Source organism: Companilactobacillus halodurans, assembly GCF_009600985.1.
GTDB lineage: Bacteria > Bacillota > Bacilli > Lactobacillales > Lactobacillaceae > Companilactobacillus > Companilactobacillus halodurans.
The window spans coordinates 22,313-41,731 of record NZ_VDFP01000008.1 but is presented as its reverse complement, the minus strand read 5'-3'; the positions used below and the strand labels follow the sequence as shown (position 1 = coordinate 41,731).

The 19,419-nt window shown below is 37.3% G+C and carries 16 protein-coding genes and 1 tRNA gene; 10 read left to right on the top strand and 7 right to left on the bottom strand.

Going from position 1 to position 19,419, the window contains the following annotated elements; translation table 11 throughout:
- Positions 1 to 47: 47 nt before the first annotated feature.
- Positions 48 to 2,408 (bottom strand): SLAP domain-containing protein, encoded by a 2,361-nt coding sequence (locus FHL06_RS05445; protein WP_153385218.1) that lies wholly within the window; start codon positions 2,406 to 2,408, stop codon positions 48 to 50.
- Positions 2,409 to 2,629: 221 nt separating this feature from the next.
- Between FHL06_RS05445 and rapZ the strand changes: the two genes are divergently transcribed.
- From rapZ to whiA, 3 genes are read left to right on the top strand one after another with little or no spacing between them, the layout of a single operon-like run.
- Positions 2,630 to 3,547 carry an RNase adapter RapZ gene (gene rapZ / locus FHL06_RS05440; RefSeq protein WP_153385217.1) on the top strand — a complete coding sequence of 306 codons (918 nt, stop codon included), beginning with the start codon at positions 2,630 to 2,632 and terminating at the stop codon, positions 3,545 to 3,547.
- Positions 3,534 to 4,568 carry a gluconeogenesis factor YvcK family protein gene (locus FHL06_RS05435; RefSeq protein ID WP_153385216.1) on the top strand — a complete coding sequence of 345 codons (1,035 nt, stop codon included), beginning with the start codon at positions 3,534 to 3,536 and terminating at the stop codon, positions 4,566 to 4,568. Before rapZ ends, FHL06_RS05435 begins: the two co-directional genes overlap by 14 nt.
- Positions 4,568 to 5,503 (top strand): DNA-binding protein WhiA, encoded by a 936-nt coding sequence (gene whiA / locus FHL06_RS05430; protein WP_162000166.1) that lies wholly within the window; start codon positions 4,568 to 4,570, stop codon positions 5,501 to 5,503. The genes FHL06_RS05435 and whiA overlap by 1 nt, the downstream gene beginning before the upstream one ends.
- Positions 5,504 to 5,539: 36 nt before the next feature.
- Here the strand turns inward: whiA and FHL06_RS05425 are convergent, their stop codons facing one another.
- From FHL06_RS05425 to FHL06_RS05405, 5 genes are all read right to left on the bottom strand, one after another.
- On the bottom strand, positions 5,540 to 7,237 hold the full coding sequence (locus FHL06_RS05425; protein WP_153385215.1) for a glycosyltransferase family protein: 1,698 nt from the start codon (positions 7,235 to 7,237) through the stop codon (positions 5,540 to 5,542).
- A gap of 135 nt (positions 7,238 to 7,372) precedes the next feature.
- A complete protein-coding gene (locus FHL06_RS05420) occupies positions 7,373 to 8,767 on the bottom strand; it encodes an MDR family MFS transporter (RefSeq protein ID WP_153385214.1) in 1,395 nt (464 codons plus the stop codon).
- A 267-nt stretch (positions 8,768 to 9,034) separates the two neighbouring features.
- Entirely contained in the window at positions 9,035 to 9,622 is a 588-nt protein-coding gene (gene clpP, locus FHL06_RS05415) for an ATP-dependent Clp endopeptidase proteolytic subunit ClpP (RefSeq protein WP_153385213.1), read from the bottom strand.
- A gap of 101 nt (positions 9,623 to 9,723) precedes the next feature.
- A complete protein-coding gene (locus tag FHL06_RS05410) occupies positions 9,724 to 10,851 on the bottom strand; it encodes an acyltransferase family protein (protein WP_153385212.1) in 1,128 nt (375 codons plus the stop codon).
- A gap of 83 nt (positions 10,852 to 10,934) precedes the next feature.
- Entirely contained in the window at positions 10,935 to 11,810 is an 876-nt protein-coding gene (locus FHL06_RS05405) for a LysR family transcriptional regulator (protein ID WP_153385211.1), read from the bottom strand.
- A 132-nt stretch (positions 11,811 to 11,942) separates the two neighbouring features.
- On the opposite strand from FHL06_RS05405, the gene FHL06_RS05400 reads away from it, so the two are divergent.
- Genes FHL06_RS05400 through FHL06_RS05375 form a run of 6 tightly spaced genes read left to right on the top strand, consistent with a single transcriptional unit; the run spans position 11,943 to position 17,946 of the window.
- Entirely contained in the window at positions 11,943 to 12,842 is a 900-nt protein-coding gene (locus FHL06_RS05400; RefSeq protein WP_153385210.1) for an ACP S-malonyltransferase, read from the top strand.
- Between the two features lie 3 nt (positions 12,843 to 12,845).
- On the top strand, positions 12,846 to 14,486 hold the full coding sequence (mdcA, locus tag FHL06_RS05395) for a malonate decarboxylase subunit alpha (protein ID WP_153385209.1): 1,641 nt from the start codon (positions 12,846 to 12,848) through the stop codon (positions 14,484 to 14,486).
- A 51-nt stretch (positions 14,487 to 14,537) separates the two neighbouring features.
- Positions 14,538 to 14,834, top strand: a complete 297-nt coding sequence (locus tag FHL06_RS05390; RefSeq protein WP_153385208.1) for a malonate decarboxylase subunit delta — start codon at positions 14,538 to 14,540, stop codon at positions 14,832 to 14,834.
- Positions 14,824 to 16,482: a biotin-independent malonate decarboxylase subunit beta gene (gene mdcD / locus FHL06_RS05385; protein WP_153385207.1), complete on the top strand. Its 1,659-nt coding sequence runs from the start codon at positions 14,824 to 14,826 to the stop codon at positions 16,480 to 16,482. The genes FHL06_RS05390 and mdcD overlap by 11 nt, the downstream gene beginning before the upstream one ends.
- On the top strand, positions 16,476 to 17,096 hold the full coding sequence (locus FHL06_RS05380) for a malonate decarboxylase holo-ACP synthase (RefSeq protein ID WP_153385206.1): 621 nt from the start codon (positions 16,476 to 16,478) through the stop codon (positions 17,094 to 17,096). The genes mdcD and FHL06_RS05380 overlap by 7 nt, the downstream gene beginning before the upstream one ends.
- Before the next feature lie 58 nt (positions 17,097 to 17,154).
- Positions 17,155 to 17,946 carry an alpha/beta fold hydrolase gene (locus FHL06_RS05375; protein WP_153385205.1) on the top strand — a complete coding sequence of 264 codons (792 nt, stop codon included), beginning with the start codon at positions 17,155 to 17,157 and terminating at the stop codon, positions 17,944 to 17,946.
- Positions 17,947 to 18,062: 116 nt separating this feature from the next.
- Here the strand turns inward: FHL06_RS05375 and FHL06_RS05370 are convergent.
- Positions 18,063 to 18,134, bottom strand: a tRNA-Arg gene (locus FHL06_RS05370).
- Between the two features lie 225 nt (positions 18,135 to 18,359).
- Between FHL06_RS05370 and FHL06_RS05365 the strand changes: the two genes are divergently transcribed.
- Complete coding sequence (locus FHL06_RS05365) at positions 18,360 to 19,406, top strand: sugar-binding transcriptional regulator (protein ID WP_153385204.1); 1,047 nt, start codon at positions 18,360 to 18,362, stop codon at positions 19,404 to 19,406.
- Positions 19,407 to 19,419: the final 13 nt, after the last annotated feature.

Here is a 19,419-nt window from a genome sequence, read left to right as displayed (position 1 = left end):
CATGGCAACTAAGACTGTTGTCATGCTTATTTGCGTACTTAAAAAGTCTAATCTACCTTGATGAATTTATTCGTTGCGACGCGGTAGTAATTGACGCCATTAATCGTAGCCACTTGGTCAACTTTCCAGGCCGAATCACTTGGTAAAGTTAAGGAGAGTTTTTGACCGAATTCGTTGTAAACAACAGCTTTTTTGGTCAATTTGATAACAGTTTTGACGGATTTATAAGAATAGAGATTGCTCTCTTTGATCCATTCGTCATTTCCTATTCGATACATTAACGTACCATCGATTTTTGCGAAGCCATCGCAGAACCATTCGCTGTTAGGAGAAAAAGCAATATTAATAGTTTGTCCCTTAGAGTTGTAAACTTGACTTGTTTGAGTTAAATGAATAGCTTGCTCGTTAATTAAGGGAGTGAAGAAGACAGCACTGTCGACAGCTAAGTATTCGTTGTTGGCAACTTCATAAAATTGTTGACCATTCATAGTAACAATCTTAAAGTGATTCCATTCGCTATTAGGGACTAGTTTAATACTGATAGTTTTGTCATTTTGGTCGACCAGACGAGTATCAGCACCAAAAGTTCTGACGACATTTTCGGGATTTTGTTGAGCAAAGTAGTCAGATGCTTTGACCCATTGTCCGGTATTTAATTGATAAAATGTTTGCTTGTCTTGTCTCATAGTCGAAAGAATATTGGCATTAGTAGCATTGACCTTTGAACCTGTGACTAATTTACCGGAGCTATCATAAACTGGAATCAAATTCGAGTTATTTGTTTCAGTAGCAGGTGGTGTCGTGATAGGGGATTCGATAGGTTCTTCATTTTGAATCTCTATTGGTGAGAAAATCAGATTGACTACTTGAGGATTTTGAGTGTAATTACCCGTCAAGAGTTCAGGCGAACTGGCTAATTCATATCCAGGAACCAAAGCGTCGTCAGTCAGGTCGTAAGCATCACCAATATTGACTCCATTGATAGTTTTGACTAAAGGAGTTCCATCTTCGATGATTGGCTGTTGGTCAGTATCGAGGTAATTGATAGTTACATTGGGATGTGCCTGCCAAATTACTGGTTGACCATTTAAAATAAAGTAATTTAAATTGGCATTGCCGTAATTTTTATTGACGAAGTTATTAGGATCAGAACCGTACCCAAAACCAACATAACCATAAGAGATAACTTGAGCAGTGGGGTCGGGATGTTCCAAAATATATTTGTCGTTACCTAAATTGGTCAAATTATCAGTTGTTAAATATTGTTGAGGAACGGAATTAGAGAAGTGATAGCCACTGGCTAAATCATCGCCATCAAGTCCTAAAACAGGACTGGCAGTGATTGCAATCGGTTGATTGCTGACCGCATAAATGGGCGTCTTGATATAATTGACGTTATTTTCAGCAATAATCGAAACATTATTGCCGGTCTCAGTTCCTTTCAGAGGAGTTAAGTCAGTAATAGCACTGTTTCCTAATTGAATATTGGCAGAGGTAGCACTATTAGCATAATTAACCAACCAAGGGCCAATTTCTGCTAATTGTGGGTCGTTGATACCAGAGTTATAAGAAACATCGAGATTACCATTAAGAGCGACTACAGTTGCATTTTGGACATTTAACTTTGTTAATTGACTGACGTCGATTTCTTTTTGAGAGTAATTGTTAAAATTGCCAGTTAGATTGAAATAAGAAAAGTTTAGATTATCTAGTGGCGTTAAATCTTGATCTGAATTAGCATCTGACGCTAATTTAGCTTGGAAATAAACTTTGGTATTAGCTGGTAACATTTGTAAATATTGCATGCCATTAAGACTTTCAATAGGCGTCGTTTGAGTGACGTTCATTGAAGTGCCAGATGTGGTTGCTAGGTATTTGATGACGCTAGCATTAAAAGTTCCGCCTTGATAATTTTTGATGTCGCTAGCAGTAATATTTCCACTATCAGGAATATTTAATGTCTGTTTAAAAACTTTTTCCAATAGAGGATCAGTTATGGTCAAAGGAGTATCATCTGTTGGTGCAGTTACTGGAGACGTTGGCGTAGTTACAGTTGAAATAGTTGATGTAGATGATGCGCTTGAAGTAGTTGGCGGAGAAGTTTTTGCTGGGGATGTGGCTGTAGTTGAGGTTGCATTGGTATCAGTACCAGCAGCAGTTTGATTTGTGGAGGGACTCGTCGTATTTGAAGATGGCGTCGCTTGCGTGGAATTAGTGGAATTATTCGTATTTTCATTGGTTGTTTGCGAACTAGTTGTTGCGACAGAACCAGTTTGTGTGTCACTAGCATTGGTAGAGGTGGCAGTTGGTTCAGTTTGAGTTGTGATATCAGCTTTTACAGTTGTCGTTAAGGTTGTAGCGGAGAATAAGAAGACACCTAGAGCAATAATTTTTTTGTTTAAAATCATAATTGAAATCACCCCTTTTTAAGATTCGGGGTAATATTAATTCCGAATTAAACGGACTACCAAATATTTTATACGGTTAAAGCGGTATCTGTACTATTTGTCCGTATTAATAATTTTTTGGATATTCAAGAAGCAATTTTTAAGAATAATTTTAATTATCACTTAAAAACTGACACGCCCGGCTTGTTGTGTTATGCTTATATTCGAATGTGAGGTGCAGTATGGCAGAAGATATGCTTAGTTTGGTTATCGTAACCGGAATGAGTGGTGCAGGTAAGACTGTTGCAATGCAATCTTTTGAAGATTTAGGCTATTTTTGCATTGATAATATGCCACCAAACTTGCTTCCTAAATTTTGGGAGCTAGTCCACGAATCCGGCAAAATCAAAAAAGTTGCTCTAGTCGTGGATATTAGATCACGATCTTTCTATGATGAAATCTTCTCGATGCTTTCAAAGATGGATGAAGATGAGCAAGAGAAACATCAAAAAGTCGATATGAAAATCCTCTTCTTGAATGCCTCAGATGAAGAATTAGTTTCACGTTATAAAGAAACTCGCCGTAGTCATCCTTTGGCTATGGAGGGCCGTTTATTAGATGGAATTCAAAAAGAGCGAGAAATCTTAGGAGAAATCAGAAGTCGTGCGTCAGTCGAAATTGATACGACTGAATTGACTCCGAGACAGCTTCGTGAAGAGATATTCGATAATTTTCAAGAAACGTCAGAAGTACCAGCTTTCCACATTGAAGTGATGTCATTTGGCTTTAAATATGGTTTGCCCATTGATGCTGATATTGTAATGGATGTCAGATTTTTGCGAAATCCATTTTATGTTAAAGAATTGAAGACGCAAACAGGTGAAGATAAAGCTGTTTATGATTACGTCATGGATGATGCTGAAACTAAAAATTTCTATGATAAATTTTATAGTTTGTTAAAGGATATTGTTCCCGGATATGAAAAAGAGGGAAAAACCAGTTTAACGATTGCAATTGGATGTACTGGTGGCCAACACCGTTCAGTAGCGATTGCTCAACGTCTTGGTAGTGATTTGAAGAAATTAAAATACTACGTAGACATTACTCATCGTGACATGGAAAAATCTCAAAAGAAGGTAATCGAACATGGCAACAAATAGGATAGTTCGGGTTGTTAAAGGACGTCGTCCCAGAGTTGTAGTTATAGGTGGGGGAACTGGTTTACCAGTTGTACTAAAAAGTTTAAGAAGAATGGATGCTAATATTACCGCAATCGTTACCGTAGCTGATGATGGGGGATCATCTGGCGTGATTCGCGATTATATCAACGTTGTCCCTCCTGGGGATATCAGAAACGTTTTAGCTTCCTTATCTGATTTACCAAAGGTAGATTTGGATGTCTTTCAATATCGTTTTAAGACTAACGATGATTTCTTTTCCGGTCATGCGATTGGAAATTTGATTATTGCAGCTTTAAACGAAATGTCACCTAATATTTTCGATGCCGTACAAGAACTATCTGAAATGATGCGTGTTGATGGTCATGTTTATCCAGCTAGCAATACCAAATTGACGTTGCACGCTGAATTTACTGACGGAACTAAATTAGCTGGTGAGCATGAAATTACTCACTCAGGTAAACATGTTAAACGAGTTTGGGTCACTGATTCAGATGAACCAGAAAAAGAACCTAAATCTGTTATTTCAGTTATTGCCTCAATTATGCAGGCTGATGTAGTGGTTTTAGGACCAGGAAGCTTGTTTACTAGTATTTTGCCTAATTTAATGATTAGCGATATTGGTGAAGCAGTTAAAAAGACTTCAGCTGAAATTGTTTATATTTGTAATATCATGACACAGATTGGTGAAACAGAAGGTTTTACTGATGCTGATCACGTTCGAGTTTTGAATCGCCACCTAGGTGGTAATTTTATTGATACTGTACTTGTTAATACGAGAAAGGTACCAGACGGTTACATGGATCATAAGAAATATGATGAATATGTCAACCAAGTTGAAACGGACTTTGGCGGTTTGCGAGCAATGGGATGCAAAGTTATCCAAGATGACTTTTTATCATTGCACGACAAAGGCGCCTTTCACGATGGAGAAAAAGTTGCTAAAGAAATTATCAACTTATCTCTACAATCAGGAAATAGAAAAAATGAGGTGAGACGTTAGTGGCTTCTTACGCTAGTGAAGTGAAACAGGAGCTAACGAAATTAGTCGTTCATCCAGAACATGCAAGAGTTGAGTTATCGGCCTTGTTAAGGATGAATGGCTCTTTGAGTCTGCAAAACCATCACTTCGTCTTGACCGCACAAACTGAAAATGCTGCCATTGCAAGGAGAATCTTTTCTTTGCTTAAGCAAAAATATGGCATTGAATCAGAATTGATTGTGCGTAAAAAGATGAAATTAAAAAAGAACAACCAATATCTAGTTCGTTTAAAACATGGCACGAATGAAGTTTTGACCGACCTAGATATTCTAGATGAATCTGGCTTATCGATTAATACCGATGTACCAGAAGAAGTTTTAAATGAAGATCAAAGAATGCGTTCCTACTTACGTGGGGCTTTTCTAGCAACCGGAAGCGTGAATAATCCTGAAACTTCCAGATATCATTTGGAAATTTATTCACTCTATGAAACGCATAATGACGGCATTGCTCAAATGATGAATCACTTTCATTTGAATGCTCGAACAACTAAACGTCGTAATGGCTATATCACTTATTTGAAGGAAGCTGAAAAAATTGCTGACTTCTTACAAGTAATCGGAGCAACCAACTCGATGCTGAAGTTTGAAGATATTCGAATCGTGCGTGATATGCGTAATTCAGTTAATCGTTTGGTCAATTGCGAAAATGCTAATATCAATAAGACTGTGGCAGCAGCTGAACGTCAAGTTGAAAACATTAAGCATTTGCAGGCAACAGTTGGATTAGAAAATTTACCTGATAAATTACGAGAAATTGCCGTATTACGACTTGAGAATCCAGAAGTTTCCTTAAAGGAATTGGGCGATATGGTGCCAAGCGGACCTATCTCTAAGTCGGGTATCAATCACCGTTTAAGAAAATTAAATGAAATGGCTGAAGCCGATAAAGTTTAAAAAAAGAAACCAGACAATGATGTCCGGTTTCTTTTTTTAAATGATGAATAGACTGATACCAAGCAAGATAAAAATTAATAAAGAAAAAGCTAATAAAACATAATAAATTTTTGGCGTTAGCCAATTTATTTTAAAAGATGCATGATGCATTTTTTTAGTTTTAACAGTAATCAAGCTGTATTGATTGAGCGAATATGGAACTTTTTTTCCATTAACAGTAACTTGATAGTCCAAGGATTTATAACCATAGGTAGGTAAAGAAATTTTTCCCGAAGGAATGTTTTTACCTGACCAAGTAACGCTATCAGTTGAGGTAGTGGGATAAAGAGCAAGTTCTTTATTTTGAATTTGTCCAAGGTGATTTGACAGCAAATAAATGATGGACTGATCTAAAAACATCCCATCGGTACCTTGTTGCAATGGCGTAGTGTTTGGGGAGTAGTCAGGTAAGAGTGAACGCATGATTTTATCGCTGTTAATACCAGTAGATGAAAGTTTTACGACATTATTTTGCGGAATTTGTTTTTGAGTATTGTTAGTAACAACAACAGCGTCATCAGCCATGAAATGTTGATTATGAATGGCAGTTTTAGTAGCCATTGGAAAACTAATAATTACCATGATTAGCAAAATAATTGAGGCCAGTGATTTTTTGAAAGTTTTCAAAATCAAAATTATCGGAATTACGCCAATGAAGATTCCAAAGCGCCAATTGGCAACTTGGAAGTTGTTGATAATGGGCACGTTGTTGAAGAGTTTCCAAGGAAAGATGTCAGTCGAGAGAACAATCAAAACTAATTCAACTAAATACCAAGGAAGAACGTTGCGCCAATTATTCTTGCGAAGACCAATCAAGGAAACGACTAAGAGAATAGCAGTCGTTAGACTGATAGTAGCTTTAGAATCCCAAGCAAGATTGCTGATTAAGCCTAAAACTGTTGGGCTGGTAATGTTGCCTTTGCCAAAAGGAGATAACAGGCCCGTTTTTGAAATAGTCATCACTCGATAAATTATTGGCAAAGATAGGATAATCGTTAAAATAGCCGCGATGAGAAGATTTAACCAGGCTTTAAAATTGTGCTTGATTACGGTGTTGACGATTAAAAAGATTCCCACAACGATTCCTAAAGTGATTGCACTTAAGAGATGGGAATTGACAACAATCGTCATTAATAAAGCCGTTTTGATAATCAACTTTTTATCTAATTGTTGACTTTGAATAATCTCTTTAAAAGTAAAGAAAATTGGAAAGATAAAAATCATGATAATCGCTGTTCCAGATTGCATCTCACCGGTAAGATCTTTTAGAACTGAGCCAGATAAGGCAAAAATGGCAGCTGCCATAACGGCGTTATGACTGTTGAAACGTTTATTTAATGATAGAAAGGTTACGATAAATGAAGCCAATGCTATCAAAGTTCTGATAGCAATTATTTGATGAATTGGTGTTAAAAAATTGGTAAGTAATACAAAAGGCCATAAAGTAAAGTCAGGATACATCCCATTGATAGCCTGACCGGTGAAGAAGAAAGTATTGAAGTTGACCCAGCTTGGTAGGTGATGGGATTGAAACGCTAATCTGATTTCATAAATTCTTTGCGAATGAAAAATTGTATCGTATGCTGCGACCATGTAATTAAAGTGAAATTGCCAAATAGTCCAGCCAAAAAGAAATGCGAAAAACCCCAGTGCAATAATAATCGTAAGCCAAGTTGATTTATTTTTTAAATTCACAGTAAAACTCCCCTAAAATTAAGTAATTCAGACTCTTATTATACTTCAAGGTGTATATGTGAAAAAAGTCGAAAAAACAAAAATCCCAACCAATTATTAATTTTGGTCGGGATTTTTGTTTTATTAGTTAATAGATTAATTTGTTTGTTTTTTATTGTTCTTGATTAATAGGGCAAAGATAAAGCCGATGATTGCCATAACGAAGAAGAATGCAAAAACATGTTGGAAACCAATGAATCCGCTGTTGTCAGGTAGGTGATGATTTTGGTTCGTTGTGACCAAAATCAAGGTAGCGATGCTGACACCAAGTGATCCTAAAAGCTGTCTAACTGTCGTGATAATAGCTGTACCATGAGGAATCAAGTCTTCTGGTAAAGAATTTCCACCTAAAGTAGTTGCTGGCATCATGACAAAGGCATTTCCACCTTCAATCAGAACCGCAATCAAAATCATTGGCCAGATAGATAATTGCGTGTGAACGATGAATAGCAAGAACCAGCCGATAACGATCATTGACATACCAGTGATTAAAGTTGACTTAAAGCCAATTTTATCAGCTAATTTACCAGTTAAAGGATTCAAGATACTTAAGACGATAGCAGGTGGAACTAATGCTAGACCTGACATCAAGACTGAAGTATGAAGAATATTTTGGTAATAAAGTGGATAAATGATAGTGACAACGATCAATGAGATGTAAGAAAAGCCTGTTAGAAGAACTGCTAAATCAAAGTTAAAGTTCTTCATAACTTTTAAATCAAGCAATGGCTTATCTTTAGTCAACTGACGATAAATGAAGAGGGCAGTTAAGATTAAACTGACGACTAACAAGATAATCAAGCTTGTACCAAAACTTCTAGTACTGCCGGCTTGGTTAACGACGTATAAGAGTCCAATTAAACCAAGTAGATAAACTGTTGAAACTAAATCTAAACTTGCTTTGTGACGTGGCATAACGTCTTTGATATTAAAGAGTGCGCTGATAAAGATGACAATCATTATCAGTAGGAAAATGACGAATAAACCTTGCCATTTTAAAAAGTTCAAAACGATACCTGAAATAATAGGTCCACAAGCTAGAGCAGAGCCCATGACTAAACCTGCATATCCCATGGTAGAACCACGCTTTTTTTCAGGCGTGATAGTCAATAGAACTGACTGAAAGGATGGGAATAGAATTCCGACCCCAACGGCTTCTAAGGCTCTTCCTAGCATTGCTAAAGGAAAGTTTGGGGCTACGATAATAATCAGCGTCCCGATTGCAAAAATACCAACAACCGTTAAAAAGATTTTTTTAAATGAAAAATTGCTTAATAGCCAAGGGCTAATTGGCATCATAATACACATAATCAACATAAAACCAGTAGTCAACCACTGAATAGTTGGTGCTGTGACGCCGAAGAACTTCATCAATGTAGGATAAGCCGTAGAAAGCGATGACTGGCTGATGGACATTGTGAAGGTTCCTGATAGCAAAGTTATAATGAATAACTTGCGAGCTAAGCTATTTTGGATTTCACCTTTATTCATATATACCCCTTCTTTGTTTAATCTAATAACTATTTAAGGATAGACTAAATAAAAAAGGGTGTCCAGTTGAACGCCCGTATATAGCGCTTTCACAGCTCATATTATCAAAATTATTTTAAATTTTCATTGTGAAATTAGTCTTTCTTAATCCATATCCTTATTGTCTATTTAATGACAGAAAAAAAGGTAATGAAAAATTTTAGATTTTTCATTACCTTAATTTGTGATCTGAAATTTATTCAGATGTTTTTTCTTGATTAATAAAAATTATTTATCAGCTTTATTAGTCATGATGTCATCAATCAAACCATAATCCTTAGCTTCTTGAGCTGTCATGTAATTATCACGATCAGTATCTTTTTGAAGCTTTTCAAATGTTTGACCAGAATTATCAGCCAAAATGTGATTTAATCTCTTTCTTGTCTTCAAGATTTCTTGAGCAGCAATTTCAATTTCTGTTTGTTGACCTTGTGCACCACCTAATGGTTGGTGAATCAAGACAGTTGAATTTGGAAGAGCAAATCTCTTGCCCTTAGTACCAGCTGACAACAAGACACTGGCCATTGAAGCAGCCATACCAGTAGCAATTGTTTGAACATCAGATTTAACGAAGTTCATTGTATCCATAATTGCTAATCCGTCGGTAACTGAACCACCGGGTGAGTTGATGTACATGGAAATATCCTTGTCTGAATCTTGGGCATCGAGGAATAACAATTCGGCGATAACTGTATTGGCCATTTGGCTGTTAACTTCACCAGATAGCATGATGATTCTATCTTTTAATAATCTTGAGTAAATATCATAGGCACGTTCGCCACGTGAACTCTGTTCGATAACTGTAGGAACTAACATAAAATGCCTCCTGTTTTTAATTAGCACTCTTAATAGCACAGTGCTAATTTAGCATAATATTTATAATGGGTCAACAAACAAAGCTCGAGATAGGAAATTATTTATTCGGCTGACTGTGTGACACGTGATCTGCTCATTGCTGATTTAACTTTTGACCAAGCAATGTGGAAGACGTAAGCCGAAGTAAATGACAAAATCCAAGTCAAAACGTAACAAACGATAATCGCTAGAATTGGATTGACTGCTGGTAAAGTTTTACCTCCTAAACGCCAGATGATTTGAAGCCAAAAGACGTTGGAAAGGTAGGCTCTATAAGCGTAAGTTGCTAAGAAATGGAAAACCGGCAAAGCTTTAGAGCTCTTGTTGATGTGGTGAATGGCTAAGGCAGCGACCAAGAATATCACTACTAAAGCGTAAATCGTCATTGAAGGTTTGTAATAAGGTGCGTTGGTCAATTGAACTGGGTAACCGAAACTGAAGAGTTCGCGATTAGTCCAGTAGAAAACGGCGAAAAATAAAATTACCAAGATAGGAAATGATTTTTTGATAAAAGTTTCAAATTTTGCCCGAAACATCCAAGCTAATACTCCAAAGACGCCGTAAATAAAGAAACTGACAAATAGTCGATCTAGGAGGTACCAATTTTGTTCGTTGGGACCATGGAAGACTTGGACGTCGTAGAAGTAAATCCAAGCAAAGAAAACGACAATAGTCAAAACAACTGCCCAAAGTCCTCGCTTAGCATTATTTCTGACCCAATGAGCCAAAGCCCAAAATAGTGGCATCAAGATGATGAATTGCAACATCATCGTGTTGTACCAAAGGTGGGGAGCAGCATTACCGTTGATGAAGTGCCAACAAAATGATCCGAAGCTGTTGAATTTGTTGACCTGTTGAACGTTTGGAAAAATCAAGAGGTAAGCTAATGTCCACCAAATAGTAGGGACAAAAAGAGCAGACCACTGTTTTTTCATATATCCACCATAATTGCCCAAGGTATTTTGATTCGTTGTTCTAGTCGTAGTATATAAAATACCAAAAATAAAGGCTGGAGCAGTAAATTTCACCAAATTATAAATGATTCCAATTGGTGTCTGAAAACTAAAACTGGGACTGGTCGATAAAACTAAACTGAGTACGGTCTGCATCATAACGGCAGTACAAGCAAACACTTTCATGTAATCGCCGATATCAGCGGCAGGACTTGTAGTGTCTTTTTTTGAATTCATGTTAATTTCTCCTCTTGCTAGATTGTGAGATCAACAAAAGGAATGCATATGGTCAATATATTCTCAAACTAATAAAAAAGCAACTATATTTTTAATTCTGACCGTTGGAAACTTAAAAAAATCAAAATTAATTCATTACTGATTTCTCGTTGAATACTAGTTAATTTTTTATGTGGGGAGCTGAGAAATATCGTTCTTTGTAAAGGCTCTGGGGTCAAGCGAGCAATTTGAATTTTAGAACTGATAGTTTGCCAAGTAACTGACGGGATAAAACTCAAACCAACGCCAGCTTCAATCAAACCTCTAACAGTTGCTGGGTCGTCGGTCTCATATTTGTAGTCCAAAGTAATATCGCGTTTCAAAAAGTAATTGTCGGTCGTTTGACGTAATGGATTGATAGGACTGAGGCCAATGAATTTTTCAGTTGTAAGGTCTTTTGGATTAACGAATTGTTGACTATAACCATAACTGATACTCCACCCGACAAAAATTTCTTCCTTTAATACAGGAACATTTGTTAGCCCTTGCAAGGCTTTACTAGAGAAAATGAAATCGAATTGTTTGAAGTCAGTTTCGCGGACATTGTGTTGGGCAATATTTAATCTGACATTCGGGAAACGACTTTTAATGTTAGCGACAATGCTCGGGATAAAGGGAGATGCCACTTCCATCAAAATAGAAATTGGCTGTTCAGTTTTATCGAGGCCACCTTTAACAGCTGACACGCCACGATTCAACTCTTCCAAGCTATCGTTAACATAGCTGTAGAACAGTTTTCCAGCACGGTTTAATTTCAAAGTCCGACCCGTTCGATCAAATAGTGTCGTTTCTAATTCGTCTTCAAGTTGGCCGATAGTCTTACTGACGGCTGGTTGCGAGACATACAAAATTTTAGCCGCCTTTGTGATACTTTCTTGGTTTGCAACAACGACGAAGTACTTTAATTGATTCAACTGCAAATTATCACCTCATATAACTAATTGGTTAAGTATCATGCTTTTTTTATATTATACATGTTATGTAAGGGCAATTATACTGAATTTGTGAGATCAATAAGAAGGATTTGTTGGAGGTGATTAATTATCAAAACTTTGTGGATATTTCCGGGCCAAGGTGGTCAAAAAAGTGGGATGTTAAAAGATGTCCCTCAAGAAATGATTGAGAGAGTAAAAACCTTAACTGGAGTTGAATTGACCGATGATGACAAGGCTTATCAAGATTCGATTCAGATTCAGTTAGGTATTTTATTGCTTCAATTATTTAATATCCGCCAATTAAAAAAGATTCATCAACAACCTGATGCAGTTGCTGGGCATTCCTTAGGTATTTTTGCTGCAGGAGTGGCTGCAGATGTTATCAGTGAAGATGATGCAATTAAGATCGTTTATGTTCGTTCAACGAAGATGCAAGAGTCTTACCCAACTGGATATGGAATGGGAGCAATCGTTGGTTTAACTCGTAAAGAGGTTTCAGCATTGGTCGACCAAATCAATACTGAAGATGAGCCAGTCTTTACTTCTAATCAAAATTCAGAATTACAGACTGTTATTTCAGGATCGATTGCAGGTATCAAAAAAGTTTTAGATTTAGCAAAAGATCACAGTGCACAAAAGACAGTCTTGTTAAAGGTGCCAGTTCCTTCACATTCTCCTTTGATGCAATCAGTTGCTGATGTATTGGAGAAAGAATTGGCAAAGGTAACTTTGCATGATCCTAATTGTACTTATTTAGCTAATTACAATGGTCATGCTGTCAGAAAAGTTGACGGCATTAAATACGATATGATCAATAATCTAGTTCATCCTGTTTACTGGGATACGATGATGGATGTCGCAAAAGAAATTGGCATCGATACTTCGCTTGAACTACAACCGGGTCATACTTTTACCAAATTAGTTAAAAGCAAGTTCTCGGATTTTAGAACTATCACAATGGATAGTATGAATATTGATGATATTGAATTTTTGTTAGAAAAATGGAAAAGAGGATAATCGATGGCTAAGAGAAGTTGGACCCAAAATCGTGATTTAAAAGCTGAAAAAATGAGCAGCATTTCATCAATTTTGGATGGCAAATTAGTTAAAACAGAAAATGCTAAACAATTATTAGAAAGCGTCATTAAACCTGGCGACAAAGTCGTTTTGGAAGGGGATAAACAAAAGCAAGCAAGTTTTCTTTCAAAGACTTTAGCTTCAGTTGACCCTGAAAGAGTTCATGACCTACATATGATCATGTCCAGTGTGTCACGTCCAGAACATTTGGATATTTTTGAAACAGGAATCGCTAAGAAGTTAGACTTCTCATTTGCTGGTCCCCAAAGTACAAGAATTTCCCAAATGATTGCTGACGGAACTTTGGAAGTCGGCGATATTCACACATACCTTGAATTGTATGCTCGTTTGTACGTTGATTTGATTCCTAATGTTGTTTTAGTTGCTGCTGATAAAGTTGACCGCGACGGTAATCTTTACACAGGTGCAAATACAGAGGAAACTCCAGCTATTGTTGAAGCTGCAGCTTTCAAAGACGGAATCGTTATCGTTCAAGCTAACGAAATCGTTGATAAAGTTCCACGTGTTGATATCCCTGGCGACTGGGTCGATGTCGTTGTTCCAGCCGATCAACCATATCAATTGGAACCACTATTTACACGTGATCCTCAAAATGTTACAGAACTACAAATCCTTATGGGTATGATGGCCATTCGTGGTATCTATGAAAAACACAACGTTCAAACAGTTAACCACGGTGTTGGTTTTAATACTGCTGCAATCGAATTGTTGTTGCCAACATATGGCGACCAACTAGGCTTGAAGGGTAAGATTGTTCCTAACTGGGAAGTTAACCCAACACCTACTTTGATTCCTGCAATTGAAAGTGGCTGGATTCAAACAATCCACAGTTTCGGTGGAGAAGTTGGTATGGAAAACTATATCGCTCACCGTCCTGATATTTTCTTCGTTGGTAAAGATGGAACAATGCGTTCTAACCGTGCCTTCGGACAAATGGCTGGTCAATATGCTCTTGATATGTTCGTTGGATCAACTCTACAAATTGATAAATATGGTAATTCATCAACTGTTACTAACGGTCGTCTTTCTGGATTTGGTGGAGCTCCTAATATGGGAAGCAATCCACATGGCCGTCGTCACTCAACACCAGCTTGGCAAAGTCTTCGTCCCGATGATGATCCACTAGGTAAGGGACAAAAATTAGTTGTTCAAATGGTTGAGACATTCGGTTCTAATAAGAAGCCTGTCTTTGTCGACCACTTGGATGCTGAAGAAGTTCAAAAAGAAGCTAAGCTAGCTAATGTTCCAATTATGATTTATAGCGAAGATACAACTCACATTGTGACTGAAGAAGGTATTGCTTACCTTTATAAGACCGACAGTATGGCCGAAAGACAAGCTGCTATCGAGGCAATTGCTGGTGTCACACCTGTAGGTTTGAGAAGCAATCCTAAACAACTAGCTGATTTACGTGCTAGAGGTATCGTTGCCTTGCCAGAAGACTTAGGTGTTCACCGTAGCGAAGCTAAGAGATCACTTCTTGCAGCTCAAAATATGGATGATCTTGTTAAGTGGTCTGATGGACTATACAACCCACCCGCAAAATTCAGAAGTTGGTCATAATTTTTAACAGACTAATTTTTATAAACAATTAAAAAGAGAATGGAGACAAAAATGGAAAAATTACACTTTAATTTCGACACTAAAGATGCAATTTCTAAACCAGTTCACGTTGGTGTTGTAGCATCTGGTGACCTCGAAGTTATTTTCAGACCAACAGATAAAAAGACAGAAGTTAATATTGTTACCGGTAGCGATGGTTTCAAAGAAGTTTGGCAAAATGTTTTGAACCGTTTCTTTGACAGATACCCAATCCAAGTAAACGCTGAAATCAACGACTTTGGTTCAACTCCGGGCGTTGTTAATCTTCGTTTAACTCAAGCATTGGAGGAACTAAAAGATGAAAAATAGTTTTGTTGAATTACATGCACGTGAACGTGCGCTTTCATTATTAGATGCTGGAACTTCTAAAGAGTTAGTTGGACCATTAGATGACATGATTTCACCACATTTGGAGCCCCAAGATATCGTTCCTGAAAGTGATGACGGAATTGTTTTAATGAAAGGTAAGATCAATGACAAAAATGTCTTGATCGTTTCTATCGAAGGTAAATTCCAAGGAGGCGGTATTGGTGAAGTTAGTGGTGCCAAAATCGTTGCAGCCTTAGAGAAGGCCTTAGAAGATAACAAGAATGGCAAGACAATCTATCCAATTATCGTTTTGGATACTGGTGGTGTTCGTCTACAAGAAGCTAACTATGGTTTGTTGTCGATTTCTGAAATTCAAAATGCTGTTATTGCTTTGAAGAAATACGTTCCAGTTATCGGACTTATTCCTGGTCGTGTTGGATCATTTGGTGGTATGTCAATTACTGCCTCAATCTTGTCATACTTGATTACAACTAATAAAGCTAGAATTGGTCTAAATGGTCCAGAAGTTATTGAACAAGAAGCTGGCGTTCGTGAATTTGACTCTAGCGATAAGAACTTGATTTGGAATACTTTAGGAACTAACCAACGTCTTAAGACAGGCTTAGTTGATGAAGTGGTTGAAGATACTGTTGATAACATCAAAGCTTCAATCGTCGATGCTATCGATAAGAAAAAGGATAGCAAGAGAACAGAACAAACTGACTTTTACCTTAGCTTGCTAGATGAATTGGACTTGTCTAAGAAGTTAGATATTCCAACATATGACAAACTATATAAGAATATTAAAGTTACAAAGCATGAAATTCCAGAAGCTACTGCTGGCGACAAAGCTGGTACTAAGAGTCGTGGCCGTTTGTGGTTTGAAAAATTGACTGGCATCAAGAATGCTACTAGTCCAGTTTCAACAGTTTTGCATGCTAATAAGGATGGCAAAGAATACATTGCTATCGTTCCTGATGAAAACAATGACTTCCCACGTGTTCGTGAAGGTGAAGTTGGTTTGCAAGAAGGCTTTGCAGTGGGTAACATCGTTAACAACATTGTTGCTGAAGACAAAGATAAAGACACAAAGCGTCCTATTATTCTAGTCGTTGATGTTCCTAGTCAAGCTTATGGTTACCAAGAGGAATTGATTGGTATCCACTTGGCTTTAGGTTCAAGTGCTGCAGCCTATGCTAAAGCTAGACAAGCAGGTCACCCCGTAATTGACTTTATTCCTGGCGATGCTGTTTCCGGTGGTTTCTTAGCACATGGTCTTCAATCTAACCGTATGATTGCACTTGATGATGATTCAATCACTATTCAAGCTATGTCAAAGGCTAGTGCTGCCCGTATCACTCAAAGAACTATTGCCGAACTAGAAGAAGCTACGAAGCATGTTCCAGCTATGGCTTATGATATCGATAACTATGAAAAACTTGGTGCTTTGTACAAATTAGTTAAGGGTATCGGTTCATGGGATGCAACTGACGAAAATGTAGCTAAAGTTAAGGAATTGATTCAAGGTGCTATCGATAGTCTCGATGGCGATAGAACTTTACATTTCCGTTATCAAACACCAATTGCCATTGAAAGTGGTCGTAAAGCTACTCTCAAAGTCCGTAAATTAGTGGACGAACAATGGTAGAAGTAGAGCCACACGATTTATTAGAAATTAACTCTATTAATGATTTGTCAGGCGATAGACTGCCAGATTGGGCCGAACAAATTTTTTCTAATTCACTGACGGTTGTAGTTAGACGACAGAAAAAACAAGGTGATTTGATTCCGGTTGGTATTCGCGGTATTAAACGAGAGCATCGGTTTGCAACGTATCTTTCTGAAAAGAAGATCAAGAAGGTCATCACGCCTTTTGATTTGGTTCAAGATGAGGCTTGGACTAAAAAGACGACACGTTTTGAATTGCCAGCAATTAAAGCATTACCAAAAGTAGCGCAAATTTTGTCTAACTATCGATGGGGAATCAGTGGTAGCGTAGGTTTTGAATTAGCTACGAGAACTAAAGCAGCCAAAATGACTAGCGATTTGGATTTGATTTTAAAGACTCAAACGCCAATTGATAAAATCAGCGCAAAGAAACTTTTAGAAAAACTCAATCAATTTGGCGTTCATGCCGATTTGCAAGTCATTTTAGGAAGCAGCGGCTTTTCATTAGAGGAGTACGCTAATAGTTCAAAAACTATTATGATGAAAACTATTTCGGGACCAATTTTGGTTGAGAATCCCTGGACAAAAGAATAAATTGTATAAAAGAGTCGAATTCACATTAGTGGATTGGGCTTTTTTTATAGGAGAAAAGATGAAATTTTTAACAAATGACAAGATAAAACTGGATTATCAAGATAGTGGCAGTGGCCAACCTGTTATATTAGTAGAAGGATTTGGTGGCTATCAAGAGGTTTGGCAGGCTCAAGTCGAATACCTTTTAGAGATGAATTGTCGAGTCATCACCTACGATCATCGCAATCAAGGTAAGTCGCAGCGAACTGATAAAAATTTGACGATAGAACAACTGGTCAATGATTTAGCAAGCTTAATTGATTATTTGCAGATTAAAAAACCAATTTTGATTGGGCATTCAATGGGAGCAAGCATCTGTTATGCGTATTTGTCCAAATATCGTAATGTCAAAACGGTTATGGCAATCGATCAATCGCCTAAGATGTTAAATGGTCAAGATTGGCAGTATGGATTTGAAGATATTACACAGGAAAATTTCAAAGCAAAAGTCACCACTCCTAATGGTATCCATGAAACGCTGCATGGTTTAGATAGTCGAATCAGTTTTGATTTGAATAAAGTTAAAGCTAATTATCCTTTCGATAGAGATAAAGACTTGCCATTATTGTTTGATCACATTCAAAAAGATTGGCGCGACACTGTTTTGAATACTAAAGTACCCATTAATTTGGTCGTAGCGAAGGAAAGTCCATATTTTAACTATCGATTTGCCCAATTGATGTCAGAGAAGAATCCTTGTATTAGCCAAGTCGTTATTGATGATTGTGGGCATGACATTATGGCGGAGGTACCTGATATCTTCAACCAAACCTTACGCCACTTCATTTTTCAGAGTAAACGAAAAAAATAAGATAATTCTCGGTCTAAATCCGAAGAATTATCTTATTTTTTGTAATAATATTCTGAAAACGGTGTAAAAAGTTGATTTATCAACACTTAAAATCAATAGTTTGTGAAACAAAAAAATGCGCCACGCGGGAGTCGAACCCGCATTCCAGGAACCGGAATCCTGTGTGCGATCCATTACACTAGCGGCGCAAGTACAATAATAATTTTAGCGCACATTAGGGTGAAAAGTAAATCACTAAAAAAATCGAATTAATTGGATTTTTCGTAAACATATCCCTTGATATTTTCACAAGAGAGTTTATACTAATAACTGTGCTTGAGAGATGAACTTGATTCATCCGAGCTTTTATTTTTGGAGTACATGGGTCGTAAACAGACATACAGGGACGAAATAAGTCCCGTGGAGTATATCAGATGACTAATAATGAAGATTTAGAATTGCTAGATTTAGTCGCTCCAGACTTCATTAAGACTCTGGAAAAGCGATTTAAAATTCTTCAGAGTATCTCATTAATGGAGCCGGTCGGGCGCAGAGTATTAGCTGATGACCTCAACATTACGGAACGTGGTTTAAGAACTGAGACAGACCTATTGAAGAAGCAAGGGTTGCTTGAGTCTTCAAAGTCAGGGATGTCTCTTACTGAAACTGGTAGCGACGTAGTGGGTAAGTTAACCGATATTTTAGCTGATTATCAAGGAACGGCTATCTTGGAAAAACAACTTAGTACAAAACTTGGAATCAGTCGTTGTATTGTTTTACCAGGTAATGCTGACAAGCAATACCGTGTGATTGACTCATTTGGACGAAGGCTCAATCAACTTTTAGGCTCATTGCTTCTTACAGGACAGTCAATGATTTCTGTTACTGGAGGAAGCACCTTGGCACGAGCTGCAAGAAATCTTTCACCTGATTTATCAAAAAACCGTCAGTTGGTCTTTTTACCAGCTCGAGGTGGAGTAGGTGAGTCAGTTACGATTCAGGCAAATAGTGTTTGTGCCGAAATGGCTTTAAGAACGCAAGGCCAGTACCGTGCTTTGTATCTTCCTGAAGACATTAGCGAAAAAAGTTTTGAATCTTTGCAAAAAGAGACTTCAATTAAATCGGTTCTTGACTTAATATATAGAAGTAATGTTGTGATTCACAGCATTGGAACCGCAAGTATTATGGCTGAGAGAAGAAATCTTTCTGATAAGGAACGTAAACTTGTCAGCTCAGGAAAAGCTGTTTCTGAAGCTTTTGGTGATTTCTTCGATCAAAGTGGTAAACTTGTATATAAGGTACCTAGGATTGGACTTCATGTCCGGGACCTTGATAAAATAGAACATGTGATTGCAATTGCCGGTGGTCAAAGTAAGGCTAAAGCAATTCAATCATATATGAAAAACGCACCTCATCATACGATTCTAATCACTGATGAGGGTGCCTCAAAGTTGATTTTAAGGGATAACCCTTTAAAATAATATTTTTTTGATT

What these genes read in the sequence shown, in the direction of transcription:
- FHL06_RS05445 (WP_153385218.1), bottom strand. Translation starts at nt 2,408, where the DNA reads ATGATTTTAAACAAAAAAATTATTGCTCTAGGTGTCTTCTTATTCTCC.
- rapZ (WP_153385217.1), top strand. Translation starts at nt 2,630, where the DNA reads ATGGCAGAAGATATGCTTAGTTTGGTTATCGTAACCGGAATGAGTGGT.
- FHL06_RS05435 (WP_153385216.1), top strand. Translation starts at nt 3,534, where the DNA reads ATGGCAACAAATAGGATAGTTCGGGTTGTTAAAGGACGTCGTCCCAGA.
- FHL06_RS05420 (WP_153385214.1), bottom strand. Translation starts at nt 8,767, where the DNA reads ATGAATAAAGGTGAAATCCAAAATAGCTTAGCTCGCAAGTTATTCATT.
- clpP (WP_153385213.1), bottom strand. Translation starts at nt 9,622, where the DNA reads ATGTTAGTTCCTACAGTTATCGAACAGAGTTCACGTGGCGAACGTGCC.
- FHL06_RS05410 (WP_153385212.1), bottom strand. Translation starts at nt 10,851, where the DNA reads ATGAATTCAAAAAAAGACACTACAAGTCCTGCCGCTGATATCGGCGAT.
- mdcA (WP_153385209.1), top strand. Translation starts at nt 12,846, where the DNA reads ATGGCTAAGAGAAGTTGGACCCAAAATCGTGATTTAAAAGCTGAAAAA.
- FHL06_RS05390 (WP_153385208.1), top strand. Translation starts at nt 14,538, where the DNA reads ATGGAAAAATTACACTTTAATTTCGACACTAAAGATGCAATTTCTAAA.
- mdcD (WP_153385207.1), top strand. Translation starts at nt 14,824, where the DNA reads ATGAAAAATAGTTTTGTTGAATTACATGCACGTGAACGTGCGCTTTCA.
- FHL06_RS05380 (WP_153385206.1), top strand. Translation starts at nt 16,476, where the DNA reads ATGGTAGAAGTAGAGCCACACGATTTATTAGAAATTAACTCTATTAAT.
- FHL06_RS05375 (WP_153385205.1), top strand. Translation starts at nt 17,155, where the DNA reads ATGAAATTTTTAACAAATGACAAGATAAAACTGGATTATCAAGATAGT.
- FHL06_RS05365 (WP_153385204.1), top strand. Translation starts at nt 18,360, where the DNA reads ATGACTAATAATGAAGATTTAGAATTGCTAGATTTAGTCGCTCCAGAC.